This window comes from Streptomyces sp. NPDC102283 (assembly GCF_044766265.1).
Classification (GTDB): Bacteria; Actinomycetota; Actinomycetes; order Streptomycetales; family Streptomycetaceae; genus Streptomyces.
In genome coordinates this window covers 128684-150994 of the sequence record NZ_JBIWLQ010000020.1, presented here as the reverse complement: position 1 = coordinate 150994, position 22311 = coordinate 128684, and the positions used below count along the sequence as shown (strand labels likewise).

At 70.5% G+C, this 22311-nt stretch carries 24 protein-coding genes and 1 pseudogene; 12 read left to right on the top strand and 13 right to left on the bottom strand.

Annotated features, from left to right (window positions below; genetic code table 11):
* Positions 1–43 precede the first annotated feature (43 nt).
* On the bottom strand, positions 44–2872 hold the full coding sequence (gene mgtA / locus ACIRJT_RS31755) for a magnesium-translocating P-type ATPase (RefSeq protein ID WP_403916017.1): 2829 nt from the start codon (positions 2870–2872) through the stop codon (positions 44–46).
* On the bottom strand, positions 2856–3236 hold the full coding sequence (locus ACIRJT_RS31750) for an ArsR/SmtB family transcription factor (RefSeq protein ID WP_403916014.1): 381 nt from the start codon (positions 3234–3236) through the stop codon (positions 2856–2858). Before ACIRJT_RS31750 ends, mgtA begins: the two co-directional genes overlap by 17 nt.
* A gap of 348 nt (positions 3237–3584) precedes the next feature.
* On the opposite strand from ACIRJT_RS31750, the gene ACIRJT_RS31745 reads away from it, so the two are divergent.
* The gene (locus tag ACIRJT_RS31745; RefSeq protein WP_403916057.1) at positions 3585–4166 is read left to right on the top strand and encodes a GTP-binding protein; all 582 of its coding nucleotides are present in this window, start codon (positions 3585–3587) and stop codon (positions 4164–4166) included.
* Between the two features lie 25 nt (positions 4167–4191).
* Here the strand turns inward: ACIRJT_RS31745 and ACIRJT_RS31740 are convergent, their stop codons facing one another.
* Positions 4192–4620 (bottom strand): PPOX class F420-dependent oxidoreductase, encoded by a 429-nt coding sequence (locus ACIRJT_RS31740; RefSeq protein ID WP_403916012.1) that lies wholly within the window; start codon positions 4618–4620, stop codon positions 4192–4194.
* Positions 4621–4760: 140 nt separating this feature from the next.
* On the opposite strand from ACIRJT_RS31740, the gene ACIRJT_RS31735 reads away from it, so the two are divergent.
* The 3 genes from ACIRJT_RS31735 to ACIRJT_RS31725 all read left to right on the top strand — a co-directional run bounded on the left by ACIRJT_RS31735 (position 4761) and on the right by ACIRJT_RS31725 (position 6945).
* The gene (locus tag ACIRJT_RS31735) at positions 4761–5174 is read left to right on the top strand and encodes a roadblock/LC7 domain-containing protein (RefSeq protein ID WP_371627584.1); all 414 of its coding nucleotides are present in this window, start codon (positions 4761–4763) and stop codon (positions 5172–5174) included.
* A gap of 109 nt (positions 5175–5283) precedes the next feature.
* On the top strand, positions 5284–6414 hold the full coding sequence (locus ACIRJT_RS31730; protein ID WP_403916009.1) for a DUF6397 family protein: 1131 nt from the start codon (positions 5284–5286) through the stop codon (positions 6412–6414).
* A gap of 39 nt (positions 6415–6453) precedes the next feature.
* The gene (locus ACIRJT_RS31725) at positions 6454–6945 is read left to right on the top strand and encodes a GNAT family N-acetyltransferase (RefSeq protein ID WP_403916006.1); all 492 of its coding nucleotides are present in this window, start codon (positions 6454–6456) and stop codon (positions 6943–6945) included.
* Between the two features lie 60 nt (positions 6946–7005).
* Here ACIRJT_RS31725 and ACIRJT_RS31720 read toward each other — a convergent pair.
* Positions 7006–7393, bottom strand: a pseudogene (locus ACIRJT_RS31720) (histidine phosphatase family protein); the annotation flags it as partial.
* Between the two features lie 194 nt (positions 7394–7587).
* On the opposite strand from ACIRJT_RS31720, the gene ACIRJT_RS31715 reads away from it, so the two are divergent.
* Positions 7588–8214: an LAETG motif-containing sortase-dependent surface protein gene (locus ACIRJT_RS31715; protein ID WP_403916004.1), complete on the top strand. Its 627-nt coding sequence runs from the start codon at positions 7588–7590 to the stop codon at positions 8212–8214.
* A gap of 63 nt (positions 8215–8277) precedes the next feature.
* Here the strand turns inward: ACIRJT_RS31715 and ACIRJT_RS31710 are convergent, their stop codons facing one another.
* Complete coding sequence (locus tag ACIRJT_RS31710; protein ID WP_403916002.1) at positions 8278–10410, bottom strand: SpoIIE family protein phosphatase; 2133 nt, start codon at positions 10408–10410, stop codon at positions 8278–8280.
* 235 nt (positions 10411–10645) lie between these two features.
* Here ACIRJT_RS31710 and ACIRJT_RS31705 point away from each other — a divergent pair, with 235 nt between their 5' ends.
* On the top strand, positions 10646–11749 hold the full coding sequence (locus ACIRJT_RS31705) for an enoyl-CoA hydratase/isomerase family protein (RefSeq protein ID WP_403915999.1): 1104 nt from the start codon (positions 10646–10648) through the stop codon (positions 11747–11749).
* A gap of 45 nt (positions 11750–11794) precedes the next feature.
* On the opposite strand, the gene ACIRJT_RS31700 is transcribed toward ACIRJT_RS31705, so the two are convergent.
* Positions 11795–12022, bottom strand: a complete 228-nt coding sequence (locus tag ACIRJT_RS31700) for a hypothetical protein (RefSeq protein ID WP_217230376.1) — start codon at positions 12020–12022, stop codon at positions 11795–11797.
* Positions 12023–12087: 65 nt separating this feature from the next.
* Positions 12088–12582: a hypothetical protein gene (locus ACIRJT_RS31695; RefSeq protein ID WP_403915996.1), complete on the bottom strand. Its 495-nt coding sequence runs from the start codon at positions 12580–12582 to the stop codon at positions 12088–12090.
* Positions 12583–12766: 184 nt separating this feature from the next.
* Here ACIRJT_RS31695 and ACIRJT_RS31690 point away from each other — a divergent pair, with 184 nt between their 5' ends.
* Positions 12767–13609, top strand: a complete 843-nt coding sequence (locus tag ACIRJT_RS31690; RefSeq protein WP_403915994.1) for a pentapeptide repeat-containing protein — start codon at positions 12767–12769, stop codon at positions 13607–13609.
* 355 nt (positions 13610–13964) lie between these two features.
* On the opposite strand, the gene ACIRJT_RS31685 is transcribed toward ACIRJT_RS31690, so the two are convergent.
* The 5 genes from ACIRJT_RS31685 to ACIRJT_RS31665 form a co-directional block, all read right to left on the bottom strand.
* Positions 13965–14489 (bottom strand): SRPBCC family protein, encoded by a 525-nt coding sequence (locus tag ACIRJT_RS31685; RefSeq protein ID WP_403915991.1) that lies wholly within the window; start codon positions 14487–14489, stop codon positions 13965–13967.
* Positions 14490–14696: 207 nt separating this feature from the next.
* Positions 14697–15284 carry a hypothetical protein gene (locus tag ACIRJT_RS31680; RefSeq protein WP_403915988.1) on the bottom strand — a complete coding sequence of 196 codons (588 nt, stop codon included), beginning with the start codon at positions 15282–15284 and terminating at the stop codon, positions 14697–14699.
* Positions 15285–15288: 4 nt separating this feature from the next.
* Positions 15289–16281 carry a DUF6286 domain-containing protein gene (locus ACIRJT_RS31675; RefSeq protein WP_403915985.1) on the bottom strand — a complete coding sequence of 331 codons (993 nt, stop codon included), beginning with the start codon at positions 16279–16281 and terminating at the stop codon, positions 15289–15291.
* Between the two features lie 32 nt (positions 16282–16313).
* Positions 16314–16541 carry a hypothetical protein gene (locus tag ACIRJT_RS31670; RefSeq protein ID WP_403915982.1) on the bottom strand — a complete coding sequence of 76 codons (228 nt, stop codon included), beginning with the start codon at positions 16539–16541 and terminating at the stop codon, positions 16314–16316.
* A gap of 4 nt (positions 16542–16545) precedes the next feature.
* Entirely contained in the window at positions 16546–17070 is a 525-nt protein-coding gene (locus ACIRJT_RS31665) for an Asp23/Gls24 family envelope stress response protein (RefSeq protein ID WP_403915980.1), read from the bottom strand.
* Between the two features lie 306 nt (positions 17071–17376).
* Between ACIRJT_RS31665 and ACIRJT_RS31660 the strand changes: the two genes are divergently transcribed.
* From ACIRJT_RS31660 to ACIRJT_RS31650, 3 genes are read left to right on the top strand one after another with little or no spacing between them, the layout of a single operon-like run.
* The gene (locus ACIRJT_RS31660) at positions 17377–17964 is read left to right on the top strand and encodes an RNA polymerase sigma factor (RefSeq protein ID WP_403915978.1); all 588 of its coding nucleotides are present in this window, start codon (positions 17377–17379) and stop codon (positions 17962–17964) included.
* On the top strand, positions 17955–18683 hold the full coding sequence (locus tag ACIRJT_RS31655; RefSeq protein WP_403915975.1) for a hypothetical protein: 729 nt from the start codon (positions 17955–17957) through the stop codon (positions 18681–18683). The genes ACIRJT_RS31660 and ACIRJT_RS31655 overlap by 10 nt, the downstream gene beginning before the upstream one ends.
* Complete coding sequence (locus ACIRJT_RS31650; protein ID WP_403915972.1) at positions 18680–19018, top strand: Asp23/Gls24 family envelope stress response protein; 339 nt, start codon at positions 18680–18682, stop codon at positions 19016–19018. The genes ACIRJT_RS31655 and ACIRJT_RS31650 overlap by 4 nt, the downstream gene beginning before the upstream one ends.
* Before the next feature lie 89 nt (positions 19019–19107).
* On the opposite strand, the gene ACIRJT_RS31645 is transcribed toward ACIRJT_RS31650, so the two are convergent.
* Positions 19108–19767, bottom strand: coding sequence for an NADPH-dependent F420 reductase (locus tag ACIRJT_RS31645; RefSeq protein ID WP_403915970.1), 660 nt, complete (start codon positions 19765–19767; stop codon positions 19108–19110).
* 391 nt (positions 19768–20158) lie between these two features.
* On the opposite strand from ACIRJT_RS31645, the gene ctaD reads away from it, so the two are divergent.
* Positions 20159–21832 (top strand): cytochrome c oxidase subunit I, encoded by a 1674-nt coding sequence (gene ctaD, locus ACIRJT_RS31640; protein WP_403916054.1) that lies wholly within the window; start codon positions 20159–20161, stop codon positions 21830–21832.
* Positions 21833–21875: 43 nt separating this feature from the next.
* Complete coding sequence (locus tag ACIRJT_RS31635; RefSeq protein ID WP_403915967.1) at positions 21876–22217, top strand: hypothetical protein; 342 nt, start codon at positions 21876–21878, stop codon at positions 22215–22217.
* The last annotated feature ends 94 nt before the right edge of the window (positions 22218–22311 follow it).

Here is a 22311-nt window from a genome sequence, read left to right as displayed (position 1 = left end):
TCCGTTCGCGCGGCAACAGTTGCCGCATTGCGCAACTGTACAACTAATGATTCGGGCTGGAAACGGCCACCCCTCGGCGTTCGGCACGCTCGTCACTCCCTTCCCGTACGTGGTCGGCATCGGGCCGGCGGCGGCGCTCGTAGCGGCGGCGGGCCGCCGCGAGCCCGACCGCGTACAGCCCTAGGACCGAGCCGAGCGACAGGTAGTAGAGGGGCGGCAGGGCGCTCATACCCAGCAGCGGCCCGAGCGGCGTGAGCGGCAGGAGGACGCCGACCGCGGCGAGGCCGGACGCGGCGGCCCGCAGAGGCCCGCCCGGCCTGCGTTCGGCGGCAGTGCGGCCTGTCCGCAGCAGGATCATGACGAGGGCCTGGGTGAGCAGGTTCTCCGTGAACCAACCGGCGTGGAACGCCGCCTCCCCGCCGCCCCCGGACGCGTTGTGGAGGGCGAGCGCGAGCACCCCGAAGGTGGCGAGGTCGGCGGCCGCGTTGAGCAGGCCGAAACCTGTGATGAAGCGCAGGAAGTCGCGTGGACGCAGCACGGTGGGGCGGCTGAGGACCGACGCCGCCGGGCGGTCGAAAGCGAAAGCCAACTGCGCCGCGTCGAAGCAGAGGTTCTGCACCAGCACCTGCGCGGGGAGCATGGGAAGAAAGGGCAGCATCAGCCCGGCCGTCAACATGGCGATGACGTTGCCGAGGTTCGACGAAAGGGTGATCCGCAGGTAGGTGGCGATGTTCCCACTGCTGCGTCGGCCTGCCAGCACCGCACGGTCGATCGCGGTGAGATTCTTCTCCGCCAGCACGACGTCCGCCGCCTCCCGGGCCACGTCCACGGCGTTGCGGGGGCAGATACCCACATCGGCGGAGTGCAGGGCGGGCAGGTCGTTGACGCCGTCGCCGAGGAAGCCGGTCGTGTGGCCGCCGGCGCGCAGGGCCGAGACGATCCGGGCCTTGTGCTCGGGGGTGCAGCGGGCGAACACGGTGGCCCGGCCCGCCACCGGGACCAGCTCCGCGTCCGACAGGGTGTCCACCGTCTCGGCCGTCACCACGTCGTCGGGGCCGGGCTGCCCCTCCGGGCGCAGGCCGAGGTCCACGCACACCCGGGCGGCCGTGCCCGGATGGTCCCCGGTGAGCACCTTGACGCTCACACCCCGCCGCGCGAGCACCCCCAGCGCGTCGGCGGCGCTCGGGGCCGGGACGTCCCGCATCGCCACCAGGCCCAGGAAGGTCAGCCCCCGCTCGTCCGCCGGGGTGTACGCGCCGGCCCGGGCCGGCCGGTCGGCGCGGGCCACCGCCACCAGACGCAGCCCCGTCTCCGCCTTCCGGTCCGCGAGGGCGAGCAGCCGATCGTGCTCCTTCCGGTCCACGGCGCACCGGTCGAGCACGGCCTCGACCGCGCCCCTGGTGACCAGGGTGTGGACACCTGGCCGACCCGGTCGCCTGACCACGGCGGACGCGACCCGGCGCACCGGATCGAAGGGCAGTACGGCGACGCCCTCGTACGCCTCCGGATGCACCTCCCCGGCAGCGGACGGCCCGCACTGTCCGGCGGCGTCCAGCACCGCTTCGTCGAGCGCGTCGGCCGCGGGCAGGTCCGCCAGCTGGAGCGTCCACAACACGCTGACGGCCGCCCATCGCAGTACGTCGGGGTCGGGCCGGCCCGTACCGTCGGTCGTCTCCGCGACCACGGGCCGGTCCTCGGTCAGGGTGCCGGTCTTGTCCAGACACAGCACATCGATCGCCCCCAGGTCGTGCAGCGCCGGGAGCCGTTTGACGATCACTCCGCTCGTACGCGCCAGTCGGGCGGCTGCCCGCGCGAGTGTCGTCGTCACGATGACCGGCAGCATCTCCGGGGTGAGCCCCACGGCGACGGCCACGGCGAACGGCAGCGTCTCCAGGCCCCGGCCACGTAGCGCCGCATTGGCCATCAGCACCAGGGGCGGAGTCAGGAGCATGAAGCGGATGAGCGTCCAGGCGATGCCCTGGACCGACCGGTCGAAGGCGCTCACGGTCGGCTGCCCGGCCCGGCCGTCGTGGGCGGCGGCGAACCGGGTCTCCCCTCCGGTGGCCACGATCACCGCCGTGCCGCTGCCGGACGTGACACTGCTGCCCTGGAAACACCACTGCGGCTGTGCGAACGGTCCGGCCCCGGACAGTGCGGGATCGGGGACGTCGAGGGCCTGCTTGGCCACCGGCACCGACTCCCCGGTCAGCGCCGACTGATGCACGGTGAGGCCGTCGCCGCGCAGCAGCCGCACATCGGCGGGGACGAGATCGCCCGGCCGCAGCCGGATCACGTCCCCCGGAACCAGGTCGGCGACCGGTATCTCCCTCTCCAGAGGAGGGGTGTCGTTGTCGTCCGAGGCGCGGCGAACCACGGTCGCCGTGGTCGCCACCAGTTCGCGCAGCGCCGCAGCCGATCGGTCGGCGCGATGTTCCTCGACCGACCGCAGCAGACAGCTCACTCCGACGAGGGCCAGAATGACGCACGCGGTGCCCCACGCGGAGACGAGTGCCGACACCAGGCCGAGACAGAGAAGTACGGAGGTGAAGGGATCCCGGAGGCTGCGCAGGAAGCGGCGGGGCCAGGGCACGGGCCGCCGGGTCGGCAGCACGTTGCCGCCCGTCCGGCCGAGCCGGTTCTCCGCCTCCGTCTCCAGCAGTCCGCGAGGCCCGCTGTCGAGAGCTCGCAGCGTCTGCAGCGAAGTGGGCCCGGCGCTGGGCGTCGAAGCGGCGCCCGTGCGGTCTTTACCGGGCGCTGACACCGTAGACGTGCCGGGGCCGATGCCGGGAAACGGTGTGACGGGGGCCGGCGCGCCGGCGGTGGTGTGTCGTCCGGGGCCCGCGGCCGAACCGCTCTCAGGCACCGAGCTCACGCAGGCGGACCGTCCGGGCGGAGCGGCCGGGATGTCCGGAGCGCCCGGCGCGCTCGGCCAGCTGTCCGACCATGAGTCGGACGACCGTCACCACGTCGGGATCGTCGACCAGATAGACCTGACGACGGCCTTCACGGCGCGATCGGACGAGACCGGCCAACTTCAGCTTCGTCAGATGCTGGCTGACCGAGGGAAGCGTCCCGCCCACCCGTTCGGCGAGCCCCGTCACATCGCTCTCGCCCTGGGCCAGCGCCCACACGATGTGCAGCCGTGCCGGTGTCGCCAGGAGTCCGAACGCCGCCGCGGCCTGCGCCAGCACCTCCGCGGGCGGATCCTGGAAACCGCCGCCGGATCCTCTCGACACGCTCGTATCTCCTCGTCCCCGGGTCCTCTCTGCGGACCCGGCACCGACGCCCGTTCCGGACAGCCGAAAATATCCAGTGTAGGGGCCGTGCGGGAAGGGTCCGAGGTTCGCGCGGGGCATCCGGCCCGACCAAGAGAGGCGCAATCAGGCCGGGATGCGGCAAGGAGTGACCGTGGCCGAGCCGCATCAGTCAAGAACGATCAACCCGCTCGAACGATCCCGACCGGTTGCCATGCTGTCGGCCCTGGCGATTCCTGAAGAGAGTAGGAGCGTATGTCCTCCGAGCACATCGGCGGCGGCAAAAGCTACCGCACCGCCCGCCGCACACCCGGAAACGTAGGCAGAAGCATGATCGGAGAAGACATCGCACTCAGCTTGAAGATCGTTGTCGCGGGCGGCTTCGGGGCAGGGAAGACGACTCTGGTCGGCTCGGTCAGCGAGATCCGCCCGCTGCACTCGGAGGAGACGCTGAGCGAGAACGGGTGGGGCCGGGACGAAACCGACAGCGCGGAGCGGAAAGGCACTACGACCGTAGCGATGGATTTCGGCCGTATCACCGTCCACTCCGGCTTGACGCTTCACCTGTTCGGCACGCCGGGTCAGGACCGCTTCCGATTCCCTTGGGACGAGCTGTGCGAGGGCGCTCTCGCAGCGATCGTGCTCGCGGACACCCGGTGTCTCGGGGACTGTTTCGCCGCCGTCGACTACTTCGAGCGCGGGGAAATTCCGTTCGTCGTCGCCGTCAACCGCTTCCCCGGCGCTCCTGACCATACGGAGCACGACGTCGCCCGGGGGCTCGACCTCGACCGAGGCACGCCGGTCGTGCCGTGCGACGCCCGCGACCGGGCATCCGGAAAAGAAGTCCTGATCCGTGCGGTCGAGTACGCCGGACGCATGCACACCGCACGGCTCCTCGCATCCGTCGGCTGACGGCACGACATCGCTGGCCCGTCCGTCAGCCGACCATGTCAGCCATCGCGACCACCTGGTCGATCCTCACCCGCACGACCAGTTCACCGGGCACGCCGTTCCGCCGGCCGAACTCCTCGGCGGCGTCGGCCTCCACATAACGGTGGGCGATCAGCGTTGCCCACCGCAGGAGTTCCCCGGGGTCCTCGCTCAGTTCGGCATGCCCCCGCACCACCGCGAACGCGTACGGAGCCCGGTCGTCGTCGACGCAGAGGGCGACCCGCCCGTCGCGTGCGAGGTCGCGCCCCTTCACGCTCTCCTTGCCGGTGTTGAAGACCACCGAGTCGCCGTCGAGAAGGAACCAGACGGGTGCGACATGGGGACTGCCGTCGGCCCGCACCGTCGAAACCTTCGCCGTGCGCGTCCCCTTCGAGAGGAAGGCCCGCCATTCTTCTTCGGTCATGTGGTGTGCCATGGGCCCATCCTGAGCCCGATCGCCGCGTGGCGCGAAGCGGCGCCCCGAGGGGGTAGGGGCGCTTGCCCCCACGGGGCCGTTGCGCGAGGCTTACGCGCGTAGCGGGGCACGGGGAACGAGGGTACGGGGAGGACGAGCACATGCCGCTTGACCGGGGACTTGACTGGCTCCTTGACGATCTCACCAGCAGGGTGCAATTCATACGGCACGCCTTGGTGCTGTCGAACGACGGACTGGTCACCGGGGCCAGCACCGGGCTTGCCCGCGAGGACGCGGAGCACCTGGCGGCGGTCTCGTCCGGTCTGCAGAGCCTGGCGCGCGGCTCGGGGCGCCACTTCCGGGCTGGCCGCGCCCGTCAGACCATGGTCGAGTTCGACGAGGCGTTGCTCTTCGTGACGGCCGCGGGCGACGGCAGTTGCCTGTGCGTGCTGACGGCCGCCGAAGCCGACGTCGGCCAGGTCGCGTACGAGATGACCCTGCTCGTCAACCGGGTCGGCGAACATCTCGGAGTCTCCGTTCGTCAGGGCGGGCCCGAGGACCTCGGGCCCTTCTGACCTGCACTTCTCGTCGCCGATCAAGAGTTATCCACAGGGGTGACGGGCGATGACTCCCTCGGGCTACCGTAATCACGGAGAGTATTCGAGTCGACGGGGGAGGACAGCTATGACGGTCAAGGAAGGGCTCCGAGCGCACGCAAGGACCCGAGCCGGGGACGTCAGGACCCGGCCCGGGCGTGCCAGGACCCAGGCCGTGCGGGCCGGGGGCGCGAGCGTGCGGGCCGACGCCCATGCCGCGGAGGTCAGTACAGGGGTGGAGGGCGAGAGCGGGCACACTTCGCCCGCCGCCCCGGCGACGACGGTCGCTGCCGGGCGTGCGGCTCAGGAGCTGGGAATCCGGCGTGCGGAATTCGAGCTCGCGGTGCACCTGGGGCTGATCGCCGTCGTCAGCGCACCGGGAGGCGGGCGGCCACGAGTGCAGGAGGAGGAGATCGCGCGCCTGCGGGAGCAGCCGGGTTTTCCCGATGACCTGGCGGAGCGGGTCCGCACCGTCGGAACAGCGGAGGGAGCGGCCCTGCTGGACATCGCTCCGGCGCGATTCACTCGGCTCGCCCGGGCCGGCTGCGTCTCACCGGTCACGTTCTATCTGAACCGGTATCGCGCGGTGGTCTGGCTCTACCTCGCTGACGAGCTCGCCGCCTTCGCGGCCCGGGAACCAGAGCTGCTTGCGGGGCGGACACCCTCGAGGATGCGCACGATCCTTGAGTCGGGCGCCGACTGGCGGCCGCGCAACTGGCGCTCGCAGCGCATCGATCGGCTGCTGAACCGCACGCGGGACCCCTGGGTGCGGACGGCGATCCAGGCGTCGGCGCTGGACCCGGTGCAACTGGCGGAAGTAGTGGACGACCCCTATGAACGCGCCTATCTCGTGCGGGTCCGGCCGGAGCCGGTCTTCGGACGTTCGGGGTCCATGGCGGCGAGGGAAGCCATGGGGGAGCTGATGCTGGCCGACGACCCCGACGAAATCCTCTGGCGGAGGGTCAACCTGACGCTGGAGCTGGATGAGGCGCGCGAGGACCGGCCGGCCCCGCTCCCCGGGAACGACGGAGGAAGTCGAGCGGCGCCCGCCGCCCGGACAGATGTCGTCGCCCGTACCGGTGCCGCGGCTCCGGAATCCGCCGCCGAGCTCGCATCGCCGCTCGCCCGCGCCGGGTCGGCTCGCTCCGCCGTGACGGGAGCGCCGACCAGGAGGGGGCTGCTCGCCAGGCTGGGGTGGCGTGGGCGTGGCGCCGGATAAGTTTTCGCGCCGACCATTCGGATGGGCCATCCTGTCCGCATGTTGATCAGGGAAGCAACCCCCTCCGAGGACTGGCCCGCCATCTGGCCGTTCTTCCATTCGATCGTCTCCGCGGGCGAGACGCTCACCTATCCGCTCGACCTCGGCGAGGAGGACGCCGAGGGCTGGTGGTTCGTCGCGGCGCCGAGCCGGGTGGTCGTTGCCGTGGACGATGCCGGGACCGTGCTCGGCACGGCGAAGATGAATCGCAACCACATGGGCAACGGGTCGCACATTGCCAGCGCGACGTACATGGTCGACCCCGCTCACTCCGGCCGGGGGGTGGGACGCGCGCTGTGTGTGTACTCGGTCGACTGGGCTCGCGCCGAAGGGTATCGGGCCATGCAGTTCAACGCGGTGGTCGAGACCAACACCCACGCGGTCAAGCTGTACCGGTCGATCGGCTTCGATGTGATCGGAACCCTTCCGGAGGGCTTCGATCACCCTACCGAGGGCTATGTCGGGCTTCACATCATGCACAAGGCCCTGTGACGACAGAGAGCCCTCACATCGCCGTGGTGCCGCCGACTGGAGCGGGCGCGGCGACCAGGTGAAGGGATGGCCCGCTGGCGGCCCCAGCTCGGGGCCCGGCAGTGTGCGGCCTGCCGGGCCACCGTCCGCCGCGCCGCTCGCGGTGAACCTCGGGACGACCGCCCCGGCCCAGGAGAGAGCGGTCCATCCAGAGCCCGGCGAGCCCTCGACCATCACCACGCCCGTGTCGTCCAGGCTGTGTTCGGCCGCCAATCCCACCGTGACGTTCCGTGCGCGGGCGGCTGTCCACGCGGATGGCAGCACCGTGACTGACGAGCGCCACGTTCCCGGGCTCTCCGAACCCCGCTGCCTCGGCCACCACGGCGTCGAAGCGGGCCAGCGCCTCCGTCCCGCTCTCGCCCCTGGGCATCCTTCGGGCGATATCCCCCGCGGACCAGGCGAAGGCGGTCTTCCACCCTCTCATTCGGCCGGACCGGGGGACAGCACGATGTGAGGCTTGCTCGCCTCGCTGGAAGTGCCGGAGGCGTAAGCGGAGTTGGTGCGACGTTCTACGGAAGGGGCGGCTGCGGCGTGCCTGCGCGATGGCAGTACTGTGCGCCCCACCGCCATTCGGGCGATGAGACGTATCTGGAGGAAGAATCCATGACCATACCCAGGAGATCGTGGCGTGGCGCGGGAGCACTCGTGGCCGCTGCGGTCGTCGGCCTGACCGGAGGAGTCATCTCCGCCGGTCCGGCCGCGGCTCATACCCCCACCTGGGCCGTGACCTGCTCCGAGGTGACTGTTGACCTCATCGACTACACGAGCAGCGTCCCCAACACGGTGACCGTCATGGTGGACGGCAAGGACCTGCTGCCCACCGAGACCTTCGGCCGTGAGTTCCACGAGAAACTGACGCTTCCCGAGCACGACGAGCCGGTGACCGTCCGACTGGTCGTCAAGGACGCCGACGGCGAGGGCAAGCACTCCATCGACGAGACGAAGACGGCGGAGGTGTGCGACGAGAAGCCCAGTCCCACGCCGACCGAGCCGACCCCGACCCCGTCGGAGACGCCGTCCACCGGGGCGCCCGAGCCGAGCGCCACCCCCAGTGAGCAGCCGTCGGAGTCCGCACCCGCCGTGCCCGCCCCGAGCCCGAGCTCGCCGGACCTGGCCGAGACCGGCTCGTCGTCGTCGACTCCGGTCATCGGCGGCGCCGCAGTAGCTGTGCTGCTGGCCGGGGGCGGCATCCTGTGGGCCGTCCGCAAGCGGCGTACCGCCCAGGACTGACGCTCCCGCGGCCGAGGGGTGTGCCGCATCACTACGCTGATACGGCACGCCCCCTATGGTCCGTCACCGTTCGGCGACCGTCGGCGGCGGTGTGGTGGCAGGCGGGGGAGCGGGGCCGATCTCGCACCAGACGGCCTTGCCCTCGCCCCTCGGCTCGATGCCCCAGCGCGTGGCGACCGCGTCGAGCAGGAGCAGCCCCCGGCCGGAGGTTGCCGTCTCGCCCGGCGTACGCCGGCGGGGCCAGGCGCTGGACCGGTCCTGGACCGACAGCCGGATCCGCCGCACCGGTTCGGGCAGCACCTCCAGCGTCAGGACGGCCCCGCCCTCGGTGTGCAGGAGCACGTTCACCAACAACTCGCCCGTGACGAGCTCGGCATCGTCCGCGAACCCGGCCATGTCCCAGTCGCCGAGAGCCTGGCGCACGATCGCGCGGGCGTCAGAGAGCCCTTCCGGGTCCGCCTGGTGAATGTACTGGTGCAGCCGCGGCGCATGCGACGACCCCACGTCAGGGCTTCGGCGCAGGACGAGCAGCGCCACATCATCCCCCGACCCCCACCGTTCCCACAGCCGTTCCGACAGATGATCGGCCAACGCCTCGGCCCCGGCGGGCCCGGCGCTCACCTCGGTGCGCAGCGCTTCGATCCCGGTGTCGAGGTCGGCCCCTGGCTCCTCCACCAACCCGTCCGTGTACAGGACGAAGGTCTCACCGGGCACCAGGTCCAGCCTGGTCTCCGGGTACTCCTCGTCCTGGAGGTCCGTGGAGGTGCCCAGCGGCAGGCCGCCGCGTACCTGCGGGCTGCCCACCCGCCCGTCGAGGTGGCGGATCAACGGGCCGAGATGTCCTGCCCGCACTACCTGGACCGTTCCGGACGCCAGGTCGACCTGGGCGTAGGTACAGGTGGCGAAGCGCTCGGTGTCCAGTTCGGCGAGGAAGCGGGAGGCCCGTGCCAGGACGGTGGCCGGCGGGTGCCCTTCGGCGGCGTATGCGCGCAGGGCGATACGCAACTGGCCCATGATCGCGGCGGCGTGGGTATCGTGCCCCTGCACGTCCCCCACGACCAGCCCGTAGCGGTTCTTGGGCAGGGTGATCACGTCGTACCAGTCGCCACCGACCTGCCTGCCGCTCCACGCCGCGTGGTAGCGGACCGCGATCTCACCGCCCTCGACCTCCTGTATCCGGGGCGGGAGCATCGCGGACTGGAGCTGCGTGGCGAACTCCCGCTCCTCGTCGAAGAGCATCGCCCGTTGCAGGGACTGGGCCACGATGGCGGCGAGGCCCAGGCACAGAATGCGCTCGTCCGCGTTGAAGACCGTGCGCTCGCGGTAGAAGAGGGCCAGACCACCGAGCGACCGGGCCTGGGCCACCAGCGGCAGATACGCCGCCGCCCTGAACCTCAGCCTCCCGAGATGCGACTCCAGCTCCGGGTATCGACGGGCGAGCGCGGCGAGGGAGGTGATGAACCGGGGGCGTCCGCTGCGGATGGTGTCCGCGAGGGGGAGGTTGCGGTCGAGATCGCCGGAGCCGAGCCCGTCGAGCACCTCGAGCGACTCGCCGCTCAGCGCGACGATGCTCAGCGCGGAGTTCTCCACGAGCCCCAGGGCGAGACCGTCGGCGCCCAGCCGTGCCAGCCCGCCGGGCCCGGTGAGGGCGGCCGTCACATCGTCCACGGTCACGGCACGGGACATGGCACTCGTTGTTCGTTCAACGATATTGGTCTGGCGCTGCCGCCGCTTTTCCAGATCGAGAACGAAGGCCGAATGGGTGACCTCCGCCGTCGCGTCCCGGACGACCCCTACGATCCGGTGGGCCCTTCCGTCCTTCGATCGCAGAATGCGGGCCTGGACATGGGTCCACTGTGTGGTCCCGTCGTCCAGCGGCACGCGGAAGTGGACGCTGTAGGAGTTGCTGCCGCCGGTGATGGCCTCGTCGATCGTGACATCGAGCCGGGCCCGTTCCGCCGGTTCCAGGTGCTCCAAAAGTGTGCCCGGGCGTGCGTCGAACGTCGCCGGATCCACGCCGAACACCATGAGCCCTGCCTCGTCGATGTCCAGGGTCCGGGTGTCCAGGTCCCAGTCGAAGCTTCCGGTCCGGTTCATGGCGAGGCGTTCCGTCGGCCGGATCTCACCGGCTGTCTTCCGGTCGATCCGGCGGAGCGGAGAGGCTTCGGCGTCCTGCCGCCGTTCGTCGTCGGTCATGCCAGCTCCGGAGGTCGTCCGGGCGGAGGTCGCACATCGGCGGACTCCGTATGCCTCAATTGTCGAGCCGCAGCCATCGGAGTGCCACAGCGGAGTGCCCGCTATTCCTTTCGGCCTGATCCGGGAGACTTTCGGCCCGATCCGGGAGAGGGGGGCACGGAGCGGCTGCCGAGGGCCGTCCGCGACCATGGAGGGCGTCCCACGTATCCACGAGCCCAGCGAGCGGAGCGCACGCATGAACGACGACCAGCCCGTCCTCCTGGAGAAGAGGGGCACATGCCTGCACCTCACACTGAACCGCCCGCGGGCGCTCAACGCACTCAGCCACATCATGGTGCGGCTTCTCGACGAGGCACTGTCCCGCGCCGAGGAGGACGAATCGATCGCATCGGTAGTGCTCTCCGGGGCCGGCGACCGGGGCCTGTGCGCCGGTGGCGACATCCGGGCCCTGCACGACGACGCACGGGCCTCGGGACGCGAGTCGCTGGAGTTCTGGCGTGACGAGTACCGCTTGAACGCCCGCATCGCCCGATTCCCCAAACCGTACGTGGCACTGATGGACGGCATCGTGATGGGCGGGGGAGTCGGGGTTTCGGCGCACTCAGGAATCCGCGTCGTCACCGAGCGTTCACGCGTCGCCATGCCCGAGACCGCGATCGGCTTCGTGCCCGACGTCGGGGGCACCCGCCTCCTGTCCACCGCCCCCGGCGAACTGGGCACCCATCTGGCGCTCACGGGCCGTTCCGTCGGGGCGGCCGACGCCGTTCTCTGCGGTCTGGCCGATCATCACGTCCCTGCCCGCCTTCTGCCTGCCCTGACCGAAGCGCTGGGCGAGGCGGCCGGTCAGGACACGTCGGTGGCGGGCATCGTCCAGCGCTTCGCCACGGAGCCGCCTGCCGGTGAGCTTGCGGCGCAGCGCGACTGGATCGACGGTTGCTACGCGGCGGACAGCGTGGAGGAGATCCTCCGGCGGCTGCGCGAGAACGGCGTTTCAGCTGCCGAGGCGGCGGCTGATGAACTCCTGACCAAGTCGCCGGTCGCGCTCAAGGTCACGCTCGCCGCCATCCGCAGGGCAGCCCGGCTCGACAGCCTGGAGGCCGTTCTCGACCAGGAGTTCCGTGTCTCAAGCCGGGCATTCGAACACCCCGATTTCGTCGAAGGTGTGCGAGCCCGGATCATCGACAAGGACAACGAACCGCAGTGGAGGCCGGGCTCCCTCACCGAGGTCGACGACCAGGAGGTCGCCCGGTTCTTCGCACCGCTCGGCCCCGGCGAACAGGAGCTCGGACTCGCTCCGGGCACCATGCGCACCCCGGTCAGCGAGGGGCAGGCCGGATAGGACGGACCGGCGCGTGTCAGTCCGGGGCTTGCCCCTCCGGCCTGCCTATCTGTCGCTGCCGGAAAGGCTCGGCTGCAGTGCCCGTACGAGAGCGAACAGCCGGTCCTCATTGCCTGTCAGCCCCGCGTTGCGCAGGGCATGGTCGGCCTCCCGCATCGGAGAGGTGAGCAGCGGCAGGTAGACCGGTGCGTCGTCGGGGTCCGCGAGGGCTGCCCGGGTGGCTTCCAGCAAGCGGACGTACGCCTGCGCCGCGGCGAGCTCGTCGTTGTCCATCTCAGCATCTCCTCCTCAGAGCTGTCGGACCGTCAAGCATCTCTCATGGTTCTGACAACGCCGCCTCAGGCCCGGCCGTGCCCGCCGGGCAACCCGCTCGGCGGTTCCACCTCCAGGTAGCGCCGTCTGCGGGGCCCCCGATAGAGCAGCACCGTCCAGCCCAGGTCCCGCAAGGCCGAAGCACAGCCGGCCAGCGCCTCCTCCTCGTTATGAGCGGCGCCGCTGCCGGGCGGTCCGGCCCATTCGACCCGCACCGAACCTGCCGACTCCCCGTTGCTCACCCGGTACCCGGCAGACACACGGTGTCCCGACGGGCCCACGGCCGAAGGCGTGGCCCCTGACCTCTCCAGCGCCAACGCGACCGCTCTGATGGGCCGTTTCAGTTCCCACGGAGCCGGCGCGGCCACGGGGTCGGGCAGCCCGGCGCCGGTGAGCCGACGGATCTGCAGCAGTCCCTCGAACGCGGTCCGCACCGAGGCGGCCCGTGCCGCAGCGGGCTCGGCTGCCGGTGGGCCGTCGCCGGTCGCGGGCTCGAACCCGTTGCTCTCCTCGGTGCCCATGCGTCCCCCTCGGGATTCGTACCATGCCCAGTGTGCACCGGCCAGCGGCGTTCGTTGGGAGTCCCAGAGGTCGACAGGGTGCCGGCGGGGGACGCCGGGAGAGCTGCTTCCCCGGCTTCTCGGTAGAATCGTGCGCTCTGCACCCGCATCTTCCGCAGCACCAGTCAGCGAGGATCCACCGCCCGTGTCCGACAACGAACCGACCGCCGTGCCCGGCAACAGGCGCGAGGCCCTGCGAGCGGACTGCGCGAACTGTTTCGCTCTCTGCTGCGTCGCCCTCACGCTGACGGCCTCGTCGGATTTCGCCATCGACAAGGACGCCGGGCGGCCCTGTCCCAACCTTCAGGACGACTTCCGCTGCGGCATCCACACCCGGTTGCGTCCGAAGGGCTTCTCGGGCTGCACCGTGTACGACTGCTTCGGCGCCGGTCAGAAGGTCTCCCAGGTGACCTACGGCGGCCGTGACTGGCGTTCGTCCCCCGACCTCGCCGCGCAGATGTTCCAGGTGTTCCCGGTCATGCGTCAACTCCATGAACTGCTGTGGTATCTCACCGAGGCACTCGCCCTCCCGGACGCACGCCCCCTGTACGCCGAGATCCGCCGAGCCCTGGAAGCGACGGAACGGCACACCTCGCGCCCGGCCGTCGACTTCGCGGAACTGGACGTCGCCGGTCACCGGGACCGGGTCGCCGGGCTGCTTCTGCGTACCAGCGAACTCGTCCGGGCCGCCGCGCCCCGCCGCAAGAAGCGCAACCACCGCGGTGCCGATCTCATCGGGGCCCGCCTGCGCGGCGCCGACCTGCGCGCAGCGGACCTCCGCGGTGCCTACCTGATCGCCGCAGACCTCACCGGCGCCGACCTCCGCCTGGCCGACCTCATCGGCGCGGACTTCCGCGACGCCGACCTCTCGGGTGCCGACCTCACAGGAAGCCTGTTCCTCACCCAGGCTCAGCTCAACGCCGCGCGGGGCGACGCGAAGACAGCTCTTCCCTCATCCCTGAGCCGCCCTCCGCATTGGGCTTCGTAGGCACTTCACCGAGCTATGCGTTGTCGCGCAATTGATCACGTCGTGCTTGCGCACCTGTCTGCCCTCGGGCCAGCCGGTGATGGTGAGCTTGTGGAGACGGGCGATGTCGACGACCAGCACCCTTCCGGAAACTCGTGCGAGGCGCAGGCCGAGTAATGTCCCGAGGTGGGCGCCGATCCGGTTGGCGGCCGACTGGAGACCCTGAACGACGGGGTCGACTGTCGCAGGGTGAGCTTCGTCCTCCTGCTGGACGAACACATCGTCCGCCTTTCGATCGCGACCCGCGACCGTCTGCGACGAAGGCCAAGCGCTTGACCTGACCCAGCATGACCCTGAGCCTCGGGATTGCGGGAAATTAGTGACTTCCGGTTTCTCCCCGGACGTCCTTCTCCAGGGCCGCCTTGAGGCGCGTCAGCGTCGTACGGATATTGCCGCCCTGGAACTGCGCGAAGGTCTTCCCGCCCGTAGCGGCGCGGTCGAAGGCATTGGCGAGGAAGTCAGGCCAGCGACGCCGGTCGTCGGTCCAGGTCTCGGTGACCAGGGTCGCGCCGTCCACCGCCTCGAATCGGTAGTCCCACGTGGCGATCGGCCCCGGGAGCAGAGGGCGTCGCAGACCGATCGCGTGCACCCGGAAGGCGAAGCGTTCGCCGGGGTCGGCCGCCGTCACCGTGCACCGTGTCGTCCAGCGCGCCGCACCGCGCTTGTTCCGCCCTTCGAAGACCATGCCGACGTACGTACCGCGCTGATCGCCATTCACGGTCGCACCACGGTTCTCAGGGCTCCAACGCCCCATCGCCGTGGGATCACTGAGCTGTTCGTAGACCTGCGCCGGGGTGGCGTCGATCACGATGCTGTCTGCTACGGACATGGTGCGGGGCATGGCGCGACTCCCTCGTCCACGGCCGTCGACGGACCACGCCCGGGCGCCGTACGGGCCGTGGGCCGACATCCCGGAACTCATATCTTACTCGCGAGTAGATTCTGTGGGGAGGCGGGTGGAAGCAGCTCCGGAGTGCAGGCCACACACATCCATGGGCGGCTGCGGCCGGACCACCGTGACACGATCCGGCACCCGGGTCCCGGCGGTTCAACGTGTGCGCCGGTCCCCGCGGTTCGCGACCCGGATCCTTAGGTCGGCCGGCAGGCTACGTACGCCGCCGCTGTCACGGGCTTCCGCGATGATCCCGGCCACAGACTGTACGACCTGCGCCGGCCGGGCTCCGGGCTCCACGACCACCGTCACCACCGCCCGCAGCGGCCGGCCGACCAGACGCACGCGGGCACGCGCCACGTTGTCGAACGCCGCCACCCGCGTCGTCATCGCTCGTTCCCACGAACTCCTGCGCAACACCGGCCCGGCCCGCGGGAGCACCGCCCACCGGCGTCTGCCCGACACCGCCTGACCGGCCAACCACCACACCAGCAGCGCTAGAACGAGGGTGAGCCCGGCGATCGATGCAGGGCCCCACCAGCCGCTTTCCCGGAACTGTGCGGACAGTCCGCGGTCCAGCATCACCCCGTCCGCCGCAGGCACCGGCCACCAGCGCGGGACGCGGTCCATCATCGGGATCGCCGAACCGTCGCCCACGGCCAGCCAGCCTCCGCAAGCCACCAGCGACAGCCCGGCGGTACCGAGCAGCGACCGATTGACCACGCTGCGTCTGTTCACCGACATCCCTTCACCCCTTCATCTGTTCAGCCGGAGCCGGAGCCGGAGCCGGAGCCGTTGTCGTCGCACCGGCCATGGATTCCGTCGGCTCCTCGATGGACGGCGGCTGCCCGTGCGGCTCGCGCCGGACTCGCATGCGGACCCGCAGCGCCGGAGTCCGCGCCAGTCCCAGCTCCGGCAAGGTCGCTCCAAGGACCCGGAGCACCTCGGCCCGCACCCGCTCCGGGTCGCCGTAGCCCACTTCTGCCAGCACCCTTACGCGTCTCCGCCGCACACTCACCCGGACCCGAACCACTCCGGCTACGGTGGCGGTCCTGTCCTGGACGACCCGGGCGACGGCCGAACGGTCGAGCGCGGCCCGCAGGCCTTGCGCGGGTGCGACCATCGTCAGCCTTCGCCGGTGCCCCGGCAGCAGGGCGCACCCCAGCAGCCAGACGCCGGTCAGCACGGCCAGCACCCCGCCGACCCGAACCGCAGTGTCCGTCGGGCCGTGCGTCGACGCCCAGTCGACCAACCAGGTCCGCCAGGCGGCGGGTGTGCCGCCGAGCCGGACTGCGACGACGTCCACCAGGAGCAGAGCACAGACGGCCGCAGCGACGACCGCTGTCAGCACCGCAGGAAACCGGCGCTGCGCCCGGATCCGGCCGCCCCGGCCGCCGCTCCGCACGGTGTGCTCCGCCGCACGCGCCGCGTCGTCTGCCCCCGGGGGCTCACCGTCCGAAGGCTTCCGGCCGGGTGGCAGGGGAAGCACCGAGAGCGCGTCGATCCGGATATCGGCGTGCGGGACGGACAGCCCCGTCAAGGCCGCGGTCCGGGTCCGTGCCCGCTCCCGGACCCGCCCTGCCGCTTCATCTGTTCGTATCGGATACGGCAGTCGGATGCCGACCGTGACCCGCGCGGTCGCTCCGCGCACCGAAGCCGAGCCGCGGGTCACCGCGCCGCCGTCGGGCAGCGCTTCGGCCGCCGCCCGCTCGGCGATCCGCCGGACTGCTCGGGGGGTCACCGTTGTTGTGCCACGCCCGGCGGCGGGAACCGTCATGGCCGCCGCCCCGCCACCGTGTCCAGGAACTCGCGCAGGCTGGTGCCCCGGTCCACGAGGTGCCCGGCGAACCAGCCCACCGCGCCGAGCGACGCGACCACAAGGAAGGCTCCGAACCCGCCGAACCAACCGGCGAACCCCAGCGCCATGCCCGCCGCCGCCCCGTACACACCCCGGCCCGGCGCACCGCTCGCCGGGTCGGACGCATCCGTCTTCCGCGTCACGCCGTCACGCCACGCGAGTTTCGGAGGGGGCGGCCTCGTCGTCGTCCTCGGGCAGATGCACGTCGTTGACCGTCACATTGACCTCGACGACCTCGAGGCCCGTGGTGCGTTCCACCGCCGCGATGACGTTCTCGCGGACGTCGTGCGCAACATCGGTGATCGCGACGCCGTACTCGACGACAAGGTCGAGGTCGATGGCGGTCTGGCGCTCGCCCACCTCGACCTTGACGCCCCGCCCGACGTTCGGCCGGCCGCCAGGCACCCGGTCGCGGACGGCGCCGAGGGTGCGGGAGAGGCCGCCGCCCATGTCGTGGACGCCGGGGATCTCTCGGGCCGCCATCCCCGCGATCTTCACGACGACGGTGTCCGCGATGGAGGTGCGGCCCCGGGTCGCCGCCGGCTCGGCCGCCCCGGTGGCCCCGCTGCCGAGCGTGGTGGTCCCGCCCGCGGAGCCGCTCTGCTTGGTCGCGCCCGTCCGTGAAGCGGCTCCCGCCGGGGGAGCGGTCGCTGCTGGCTGGATGGTGGTCATGGAAACTCCTCGCGTCTCGCTCGACTCGTTCTGCCTGACATCTCGTTGGACACGCTGTTCGCGAATTCGTCACGCGCGTTCGCGGAAATTTTCCGGGAGCAACCGGGGGAGCAGGGCGGCCGGGCGATGGCACGCCGTGCCGTGCAGCCGGGGGTATGAGGGTGCGTGACATTCGGTCGCGCGATGTGTCCAACGAACGAGAAGCGGTCACGAGGGCACGTGGAGAAATACGTGCCGGACCGTGTGCCGGACGCGTGCAGAAGCAGGAGCGAGCGTCGTGGAAATGAGTGGGGAAGGAGTTGGTCCGTGCCCGGCGACGGGAATCAGCTGACGGAGCGCGTGCCGGACGCCGTGGCGGCCGACGAGGCGCTGCTGGTCGTGAGGGCCGGGGAGGGGGACGAGGTGGCCTTCGAGGTGCTCGTGCGTCGGCATGGCCCAGTGATGCTGCAACTGGCGATACGGCTTCTCGGCGACCGGGCGGACGCCGAGGACGCCGTACAGGACGCCTTCGTGAGCGCCTGGCGTAAGCTCCCCGAATTCCGCCGGGACGCCTCGTTCCACACGTGGCTCTACCGCATCGTCACCAATCGCTGCCTCAACCGACTCAGAGCCCGCAGACCGGCGGCGGACCTCGACTCGGTTCCGGAACAGGCCGCCCCCGAGCATCAGGCGTCCCCCGCCCGTGCGGTGGAGTCCCGGGCGGCCGTCGACGCGCTGGCCGAGGCGATGGCGAGCCTCTCCCCCGAACAACGCGTGTGCTGGGTGCTGCGTGAGATGCAGGGGCTGTCGTACGAGAGCATCGCGGGAACGGTCGGAATCAGTCTGCAGGCGGTTCGCGGCCGGGTCTTCCGGGCCCGCCGCTCCTTGACGGAGGCGATGAGCGCATGGCGATGAGCGCCAATCCGGACCGGCCGGAGGAGAGCCGGCACGAGGAGGACGAGCGGCTCGGTTGCGGGCGGCTGCTCACCGACGTCTGGGAGGCCTGGGACACCGGCCGCTCGGCGGACGACCCTCACTTCGCCGCCTGCCCCTTCTGCTCGGCCGCCCTGGCCGATCTCACAGACCTCGGCGACGCAGTACGTCACACCTGCGAGCAGGAGCCGGGCCCCCCGGACACCACGGCCATAACGGCTCGGGTCATGGACCTCGTACGGCTCGAACTGCGCCCAGGACATCCACTGCCGCTGGGAGAGCCGGGGGAGGACCACTGGATGGTGGAGGCCGCGGTCGCACGGATACTACGGGCAGCGGTCGACAGGCTGCCCGGGGTACGCGCCGGGAGCTGCCGCATCGCTCCCCTCGACCCGGCGGATCCCACCGGAGAGCTGCACATCCGGGTCGAGGTCGCGGCGAGCCTCGACCTGCCCATGCGGGACCTGGCCGACGCCGTGCGCGCGCGGCTGGCCGAGGTCGCCGACCGGGACATCGGCATCCGCCTAGCCACCACCGACGTTCTCGTCGTCGACATCCTCGACACCGTCGATACTCTCGACATTCTCTATGAGGACGTCGGCCACAGTGGGCACGGCGAGGGAGACGACGGCACGGGGGCGGCCAGCAGCGGTCACGCGGACGGCCTGGCCGACGGACACGGGACGGGAGCAGCGCGATGACCGCGGTCACACGCAGGGACCGGGTGGCGGGGACCGCCGCCGAGGCCGCTCGCGGCGTGCCGGGCGTCGCCTTCCTGCGCCCCGGCGTGACGGACCTGCTACGCGCTCGGATCGCCGAGCGCACTTCGCTCCGCGCCCCGCTGAACGGGAACAGGGCGCCGGGAGTGCGGGTCGGCCGGGACAAGGAAGACGGCTGGCACATCGATATCCGGTTCGTCCTGTGCCGCGGCCACCGGGCGCTCGACACCACCCGGGCCGTACAGGCGGCGGTCGTCGCCGCCCTGCCCGGGGAGCCCGTGGCCTCGGTACGGATCACCGTGACGGGCGTGGTCTGAAGTCGCGGCCACTCCGACCGGGCGGGTACCCCCGTTTCCCACCCGGCCGGAGTGGTCGCCCGGTCGTCTCTCCCGCCCGATGGATGGCGTCAGGCGCGCCACTCCGCCGTGCGCTCCTGCGATGCTTCCGAGAGAGCCTTCACGATGGCGTCGACGTCGCCCTGGCTGCCGTACACCGGCGTGCCGGGCTGCTGGCGCCACGATTCGTCCAGGCCGCCGCTGTCGACCGTGTCGAAGCCCAACTCGTCGATGAGGTCCCGTACCGCCTGCTTGGCCGTCGAGTCGTCGCCGGCCACCGGGAGCGCCTGCCTTCCCGGAGCACCCTGCGGGCGGCCCCGGTCCAGGATGTCCTGGGCGTACGTGCCGTTGAACGCCTTGATCACGGGGCGGCCGATCTGCTGTTCCGTCCAGCGGCTCTCGGGCAGCCCCTCCTCGATGGCGTCGATGCGGCCGTCACGCTGCTGCGGGTAGTAGTTGCCGGTGTCGATGACCGCGGCGCCCTCCGCGGCACCGTCGAGAAATCCGGCGGGCAGCTCGGGCACGGCCTTCAGCGGCACGGTGACGACGACTACCTGGGCGCCGAGCGCGGCCTCCGACGCCGTCACCGGCCTCGCCCCGGTCTCTTCGGCGAGGGCGGTGAGCGTGTGCGGGCCGCGGGAGTTGGCAACCGCGACCTCGTGCCCGAGGGCGGTCAGACGCCGCGTCAGGTTGCCGCCGATGTTGCCTGCGCCGATGATGCCGATCTTCATGAATCCGACCTTCCGAAGCTTGCCGAGTGGAGAGGAGTGGGAGCAGTGGGGACGAGAGCAGCCAAGTGGGGAGAGGAAAGTGGTGCTGTCGGTTCACCAACTCCGGTGTCGGAGAAGCTATTCCGATGGCTGCGAGGGAATATTCGATCGGGTCGGGGACGTTGGCGTCCGCTTTCGGTCGCGCCGGCCGAGGACGGAGCGTTCGGCGTAGGCCATTTGAGTGTCCTTGTCGGCCGCTAGCCCCGGACGGGGAAGGATGTCCCACCGCACTGATCGCCGCGGGTCCATTCTGGTCGCCGAGTCCACACGGGCCGTCGACCGAAGGAGCGTCGTAGTGACGACGAGAGGCATCTCGCAACCGGTGGAGACCGATACCGCCGACCAGGACGAAATGCCGGTACGGCGCGGCGAACCCGGCAACGTGGTCATCAAGTGGATGACCACCACGGACCACAAGACGATCGGCACGCTCTACCTCGTCACCTCCTTCGCGTTCTTCTGCGTGGGAGGGCTCCTGGCGCTGGTGATGCGGGCCGAGCTGGCCCGGCCCGGCATCCAACTGATCTCGAACGAGCAGTTCAACCAGGCGTTCACGATGCACGGCACGATCATGCTGCTGATGTTCGCGACGCCGCTGTTCGCCGGATTCGCGAACTGGATCATGCCGCTGCAGATCGGCGCGCCCGACGTGGCGTTTCCCCGGCTGAACATGTTCGCGTACTGGCTGTACCTCTTCGGCTCGCTCATCGCGGTGGCCGGCTTCCTCACCCCGCAGGGCGCCGCGGACTTCGGCTGGTTCGCCTACTCCCCGCTCAACGACGCGGTCCGCTCGCCGGGTATCGGCGCCGACATGTGGATCATGGGACTCGCGTTCTCCGGCTTCGGCACGATCCTCGGCTCGGTCAACTTCATCACCACGATCATCTGCATGCGCGCACCCGGCATGACGATGTTCCGCATGCCGATCTTCGTCTGGAACGTCCTGCTGACCGGTGTCCTGGTCCTGCTGGCCTTCCCGGTCCTCGCCGCGGCCCTGCTGGCGCTGGAGGCCGACCGCAAGTTCGGCGCGCACGTCTTCGACGCGGCCAACGGCGGCGCATTGCTCTGGCAGCACCTGTTCTGGTTCTTCGGCCATCCCGAGGTCTACATCATCGCCCTGCCGTTCTTCGGCATCGTCACGGAGATCTTCCCGGTCTTCAGCCGCAAACCGGTCTTCGGCTACATCGGCCTGGTCGCGGCCACCATCGCCATCGCGGGTCTGTCCGCGACCGTGTGGGCGCACCACATGTTCGTCACGGGCGGGGTGCTCCTGCCGTTCTTCTCCTTCATGACATTTCTCATCGCCGTGCCGACAGGCGTGAAGTTCTTCAACTGGATCGGCACGATGTGGAAGGGGTCCCTCTCCCTGGAGACCCCGATGCTCTGGGCGGTCGGCTTTCTGGTCACCTTCCTGTTCGGCGGCCTGACCGGGATCATCCTCGCCTCGCCGCCCCTGGACTTCCACGTCTCCGACTCGTACTTCGTCGTCGCCCACTTCCACTACGTGGTATTCGGCACCGTGGTGTTCGCGATGTTCGCCGGATTTCACTTCTGGTGGCCCAAGTTCACCGGAAAGATGCTGGACGAACGGCTCGGTAAGATGACGTTCTGGACGCTGTTCGTGGGCTTCCACGGCACGTTCCTCGTTCAGCACTGGCTCGGCGCCGAGGGCATGCCGCGCCGTTACGCGGACTATCTCGACGCCGACGGATTCACCGCGCTGAACACGATCTCCACCATTTCCTCGTTCCTGCTCGGACTGTCGATCCTGCCGTTCTTCTACAACATCTGGAAGACCGCCAAGTACGGCAGGAAGATCGAGGTCGACGACCCGTGGGGCTACGGCCGTTCGTTGGAATGGGCCACCTCCTGCCCGCCGCCCCGGCACAACTTCGTCACCCTGCCGCGGATCCGTTCCGAATCTCCGGCGTTCGACCTGCACCACCCGGCGGTCCGCTCCGTGGAGGAAGCCACCAATCACCCGGAGAACTCCAAGATCGTCGCCCCGGGGGACCGGCACGAGTGAATCTCGGCCCCGGCCCTGACGAAGCGACGGAGAGGAGGACGGGGTGAAACCCGACAAGGACTGCGCCCGGGGGCTGGCGCAACTGGAGGGCTTTCTGCTCTGGAACGCCGAGGTCGAGCGGGCGCGACGGCAGGCGCGCCGGTTCACCGGCCAGTTGCCCTGGTTGACCACGGCGCAGCGCGAGGACGTCGAGCGGGTGTTCATCGCCGAACGCGTCACCGCTTCCCGGGAGTCGCTCACCCGTATCCGGGACCGCGTGGACGAACTGCGCGCGGAGTACGCCGGGCGCTACGCCCGGCTCCGGGCTCGATGTGTGGCCGTCTCGGCCGGCGTGGTGGGCGCGGCGACCTGCCTCGGCACGGCGCTGGCGTTGGTCCTGCGCTGATCTCAGTGGTGGGTCCGATGGGATCCGGGGGAACCCGGTGCGGCCGGTCGACGGCCGCACCGGACGGGTCCGGGGCGCGTGAGCGGTGCCGGAA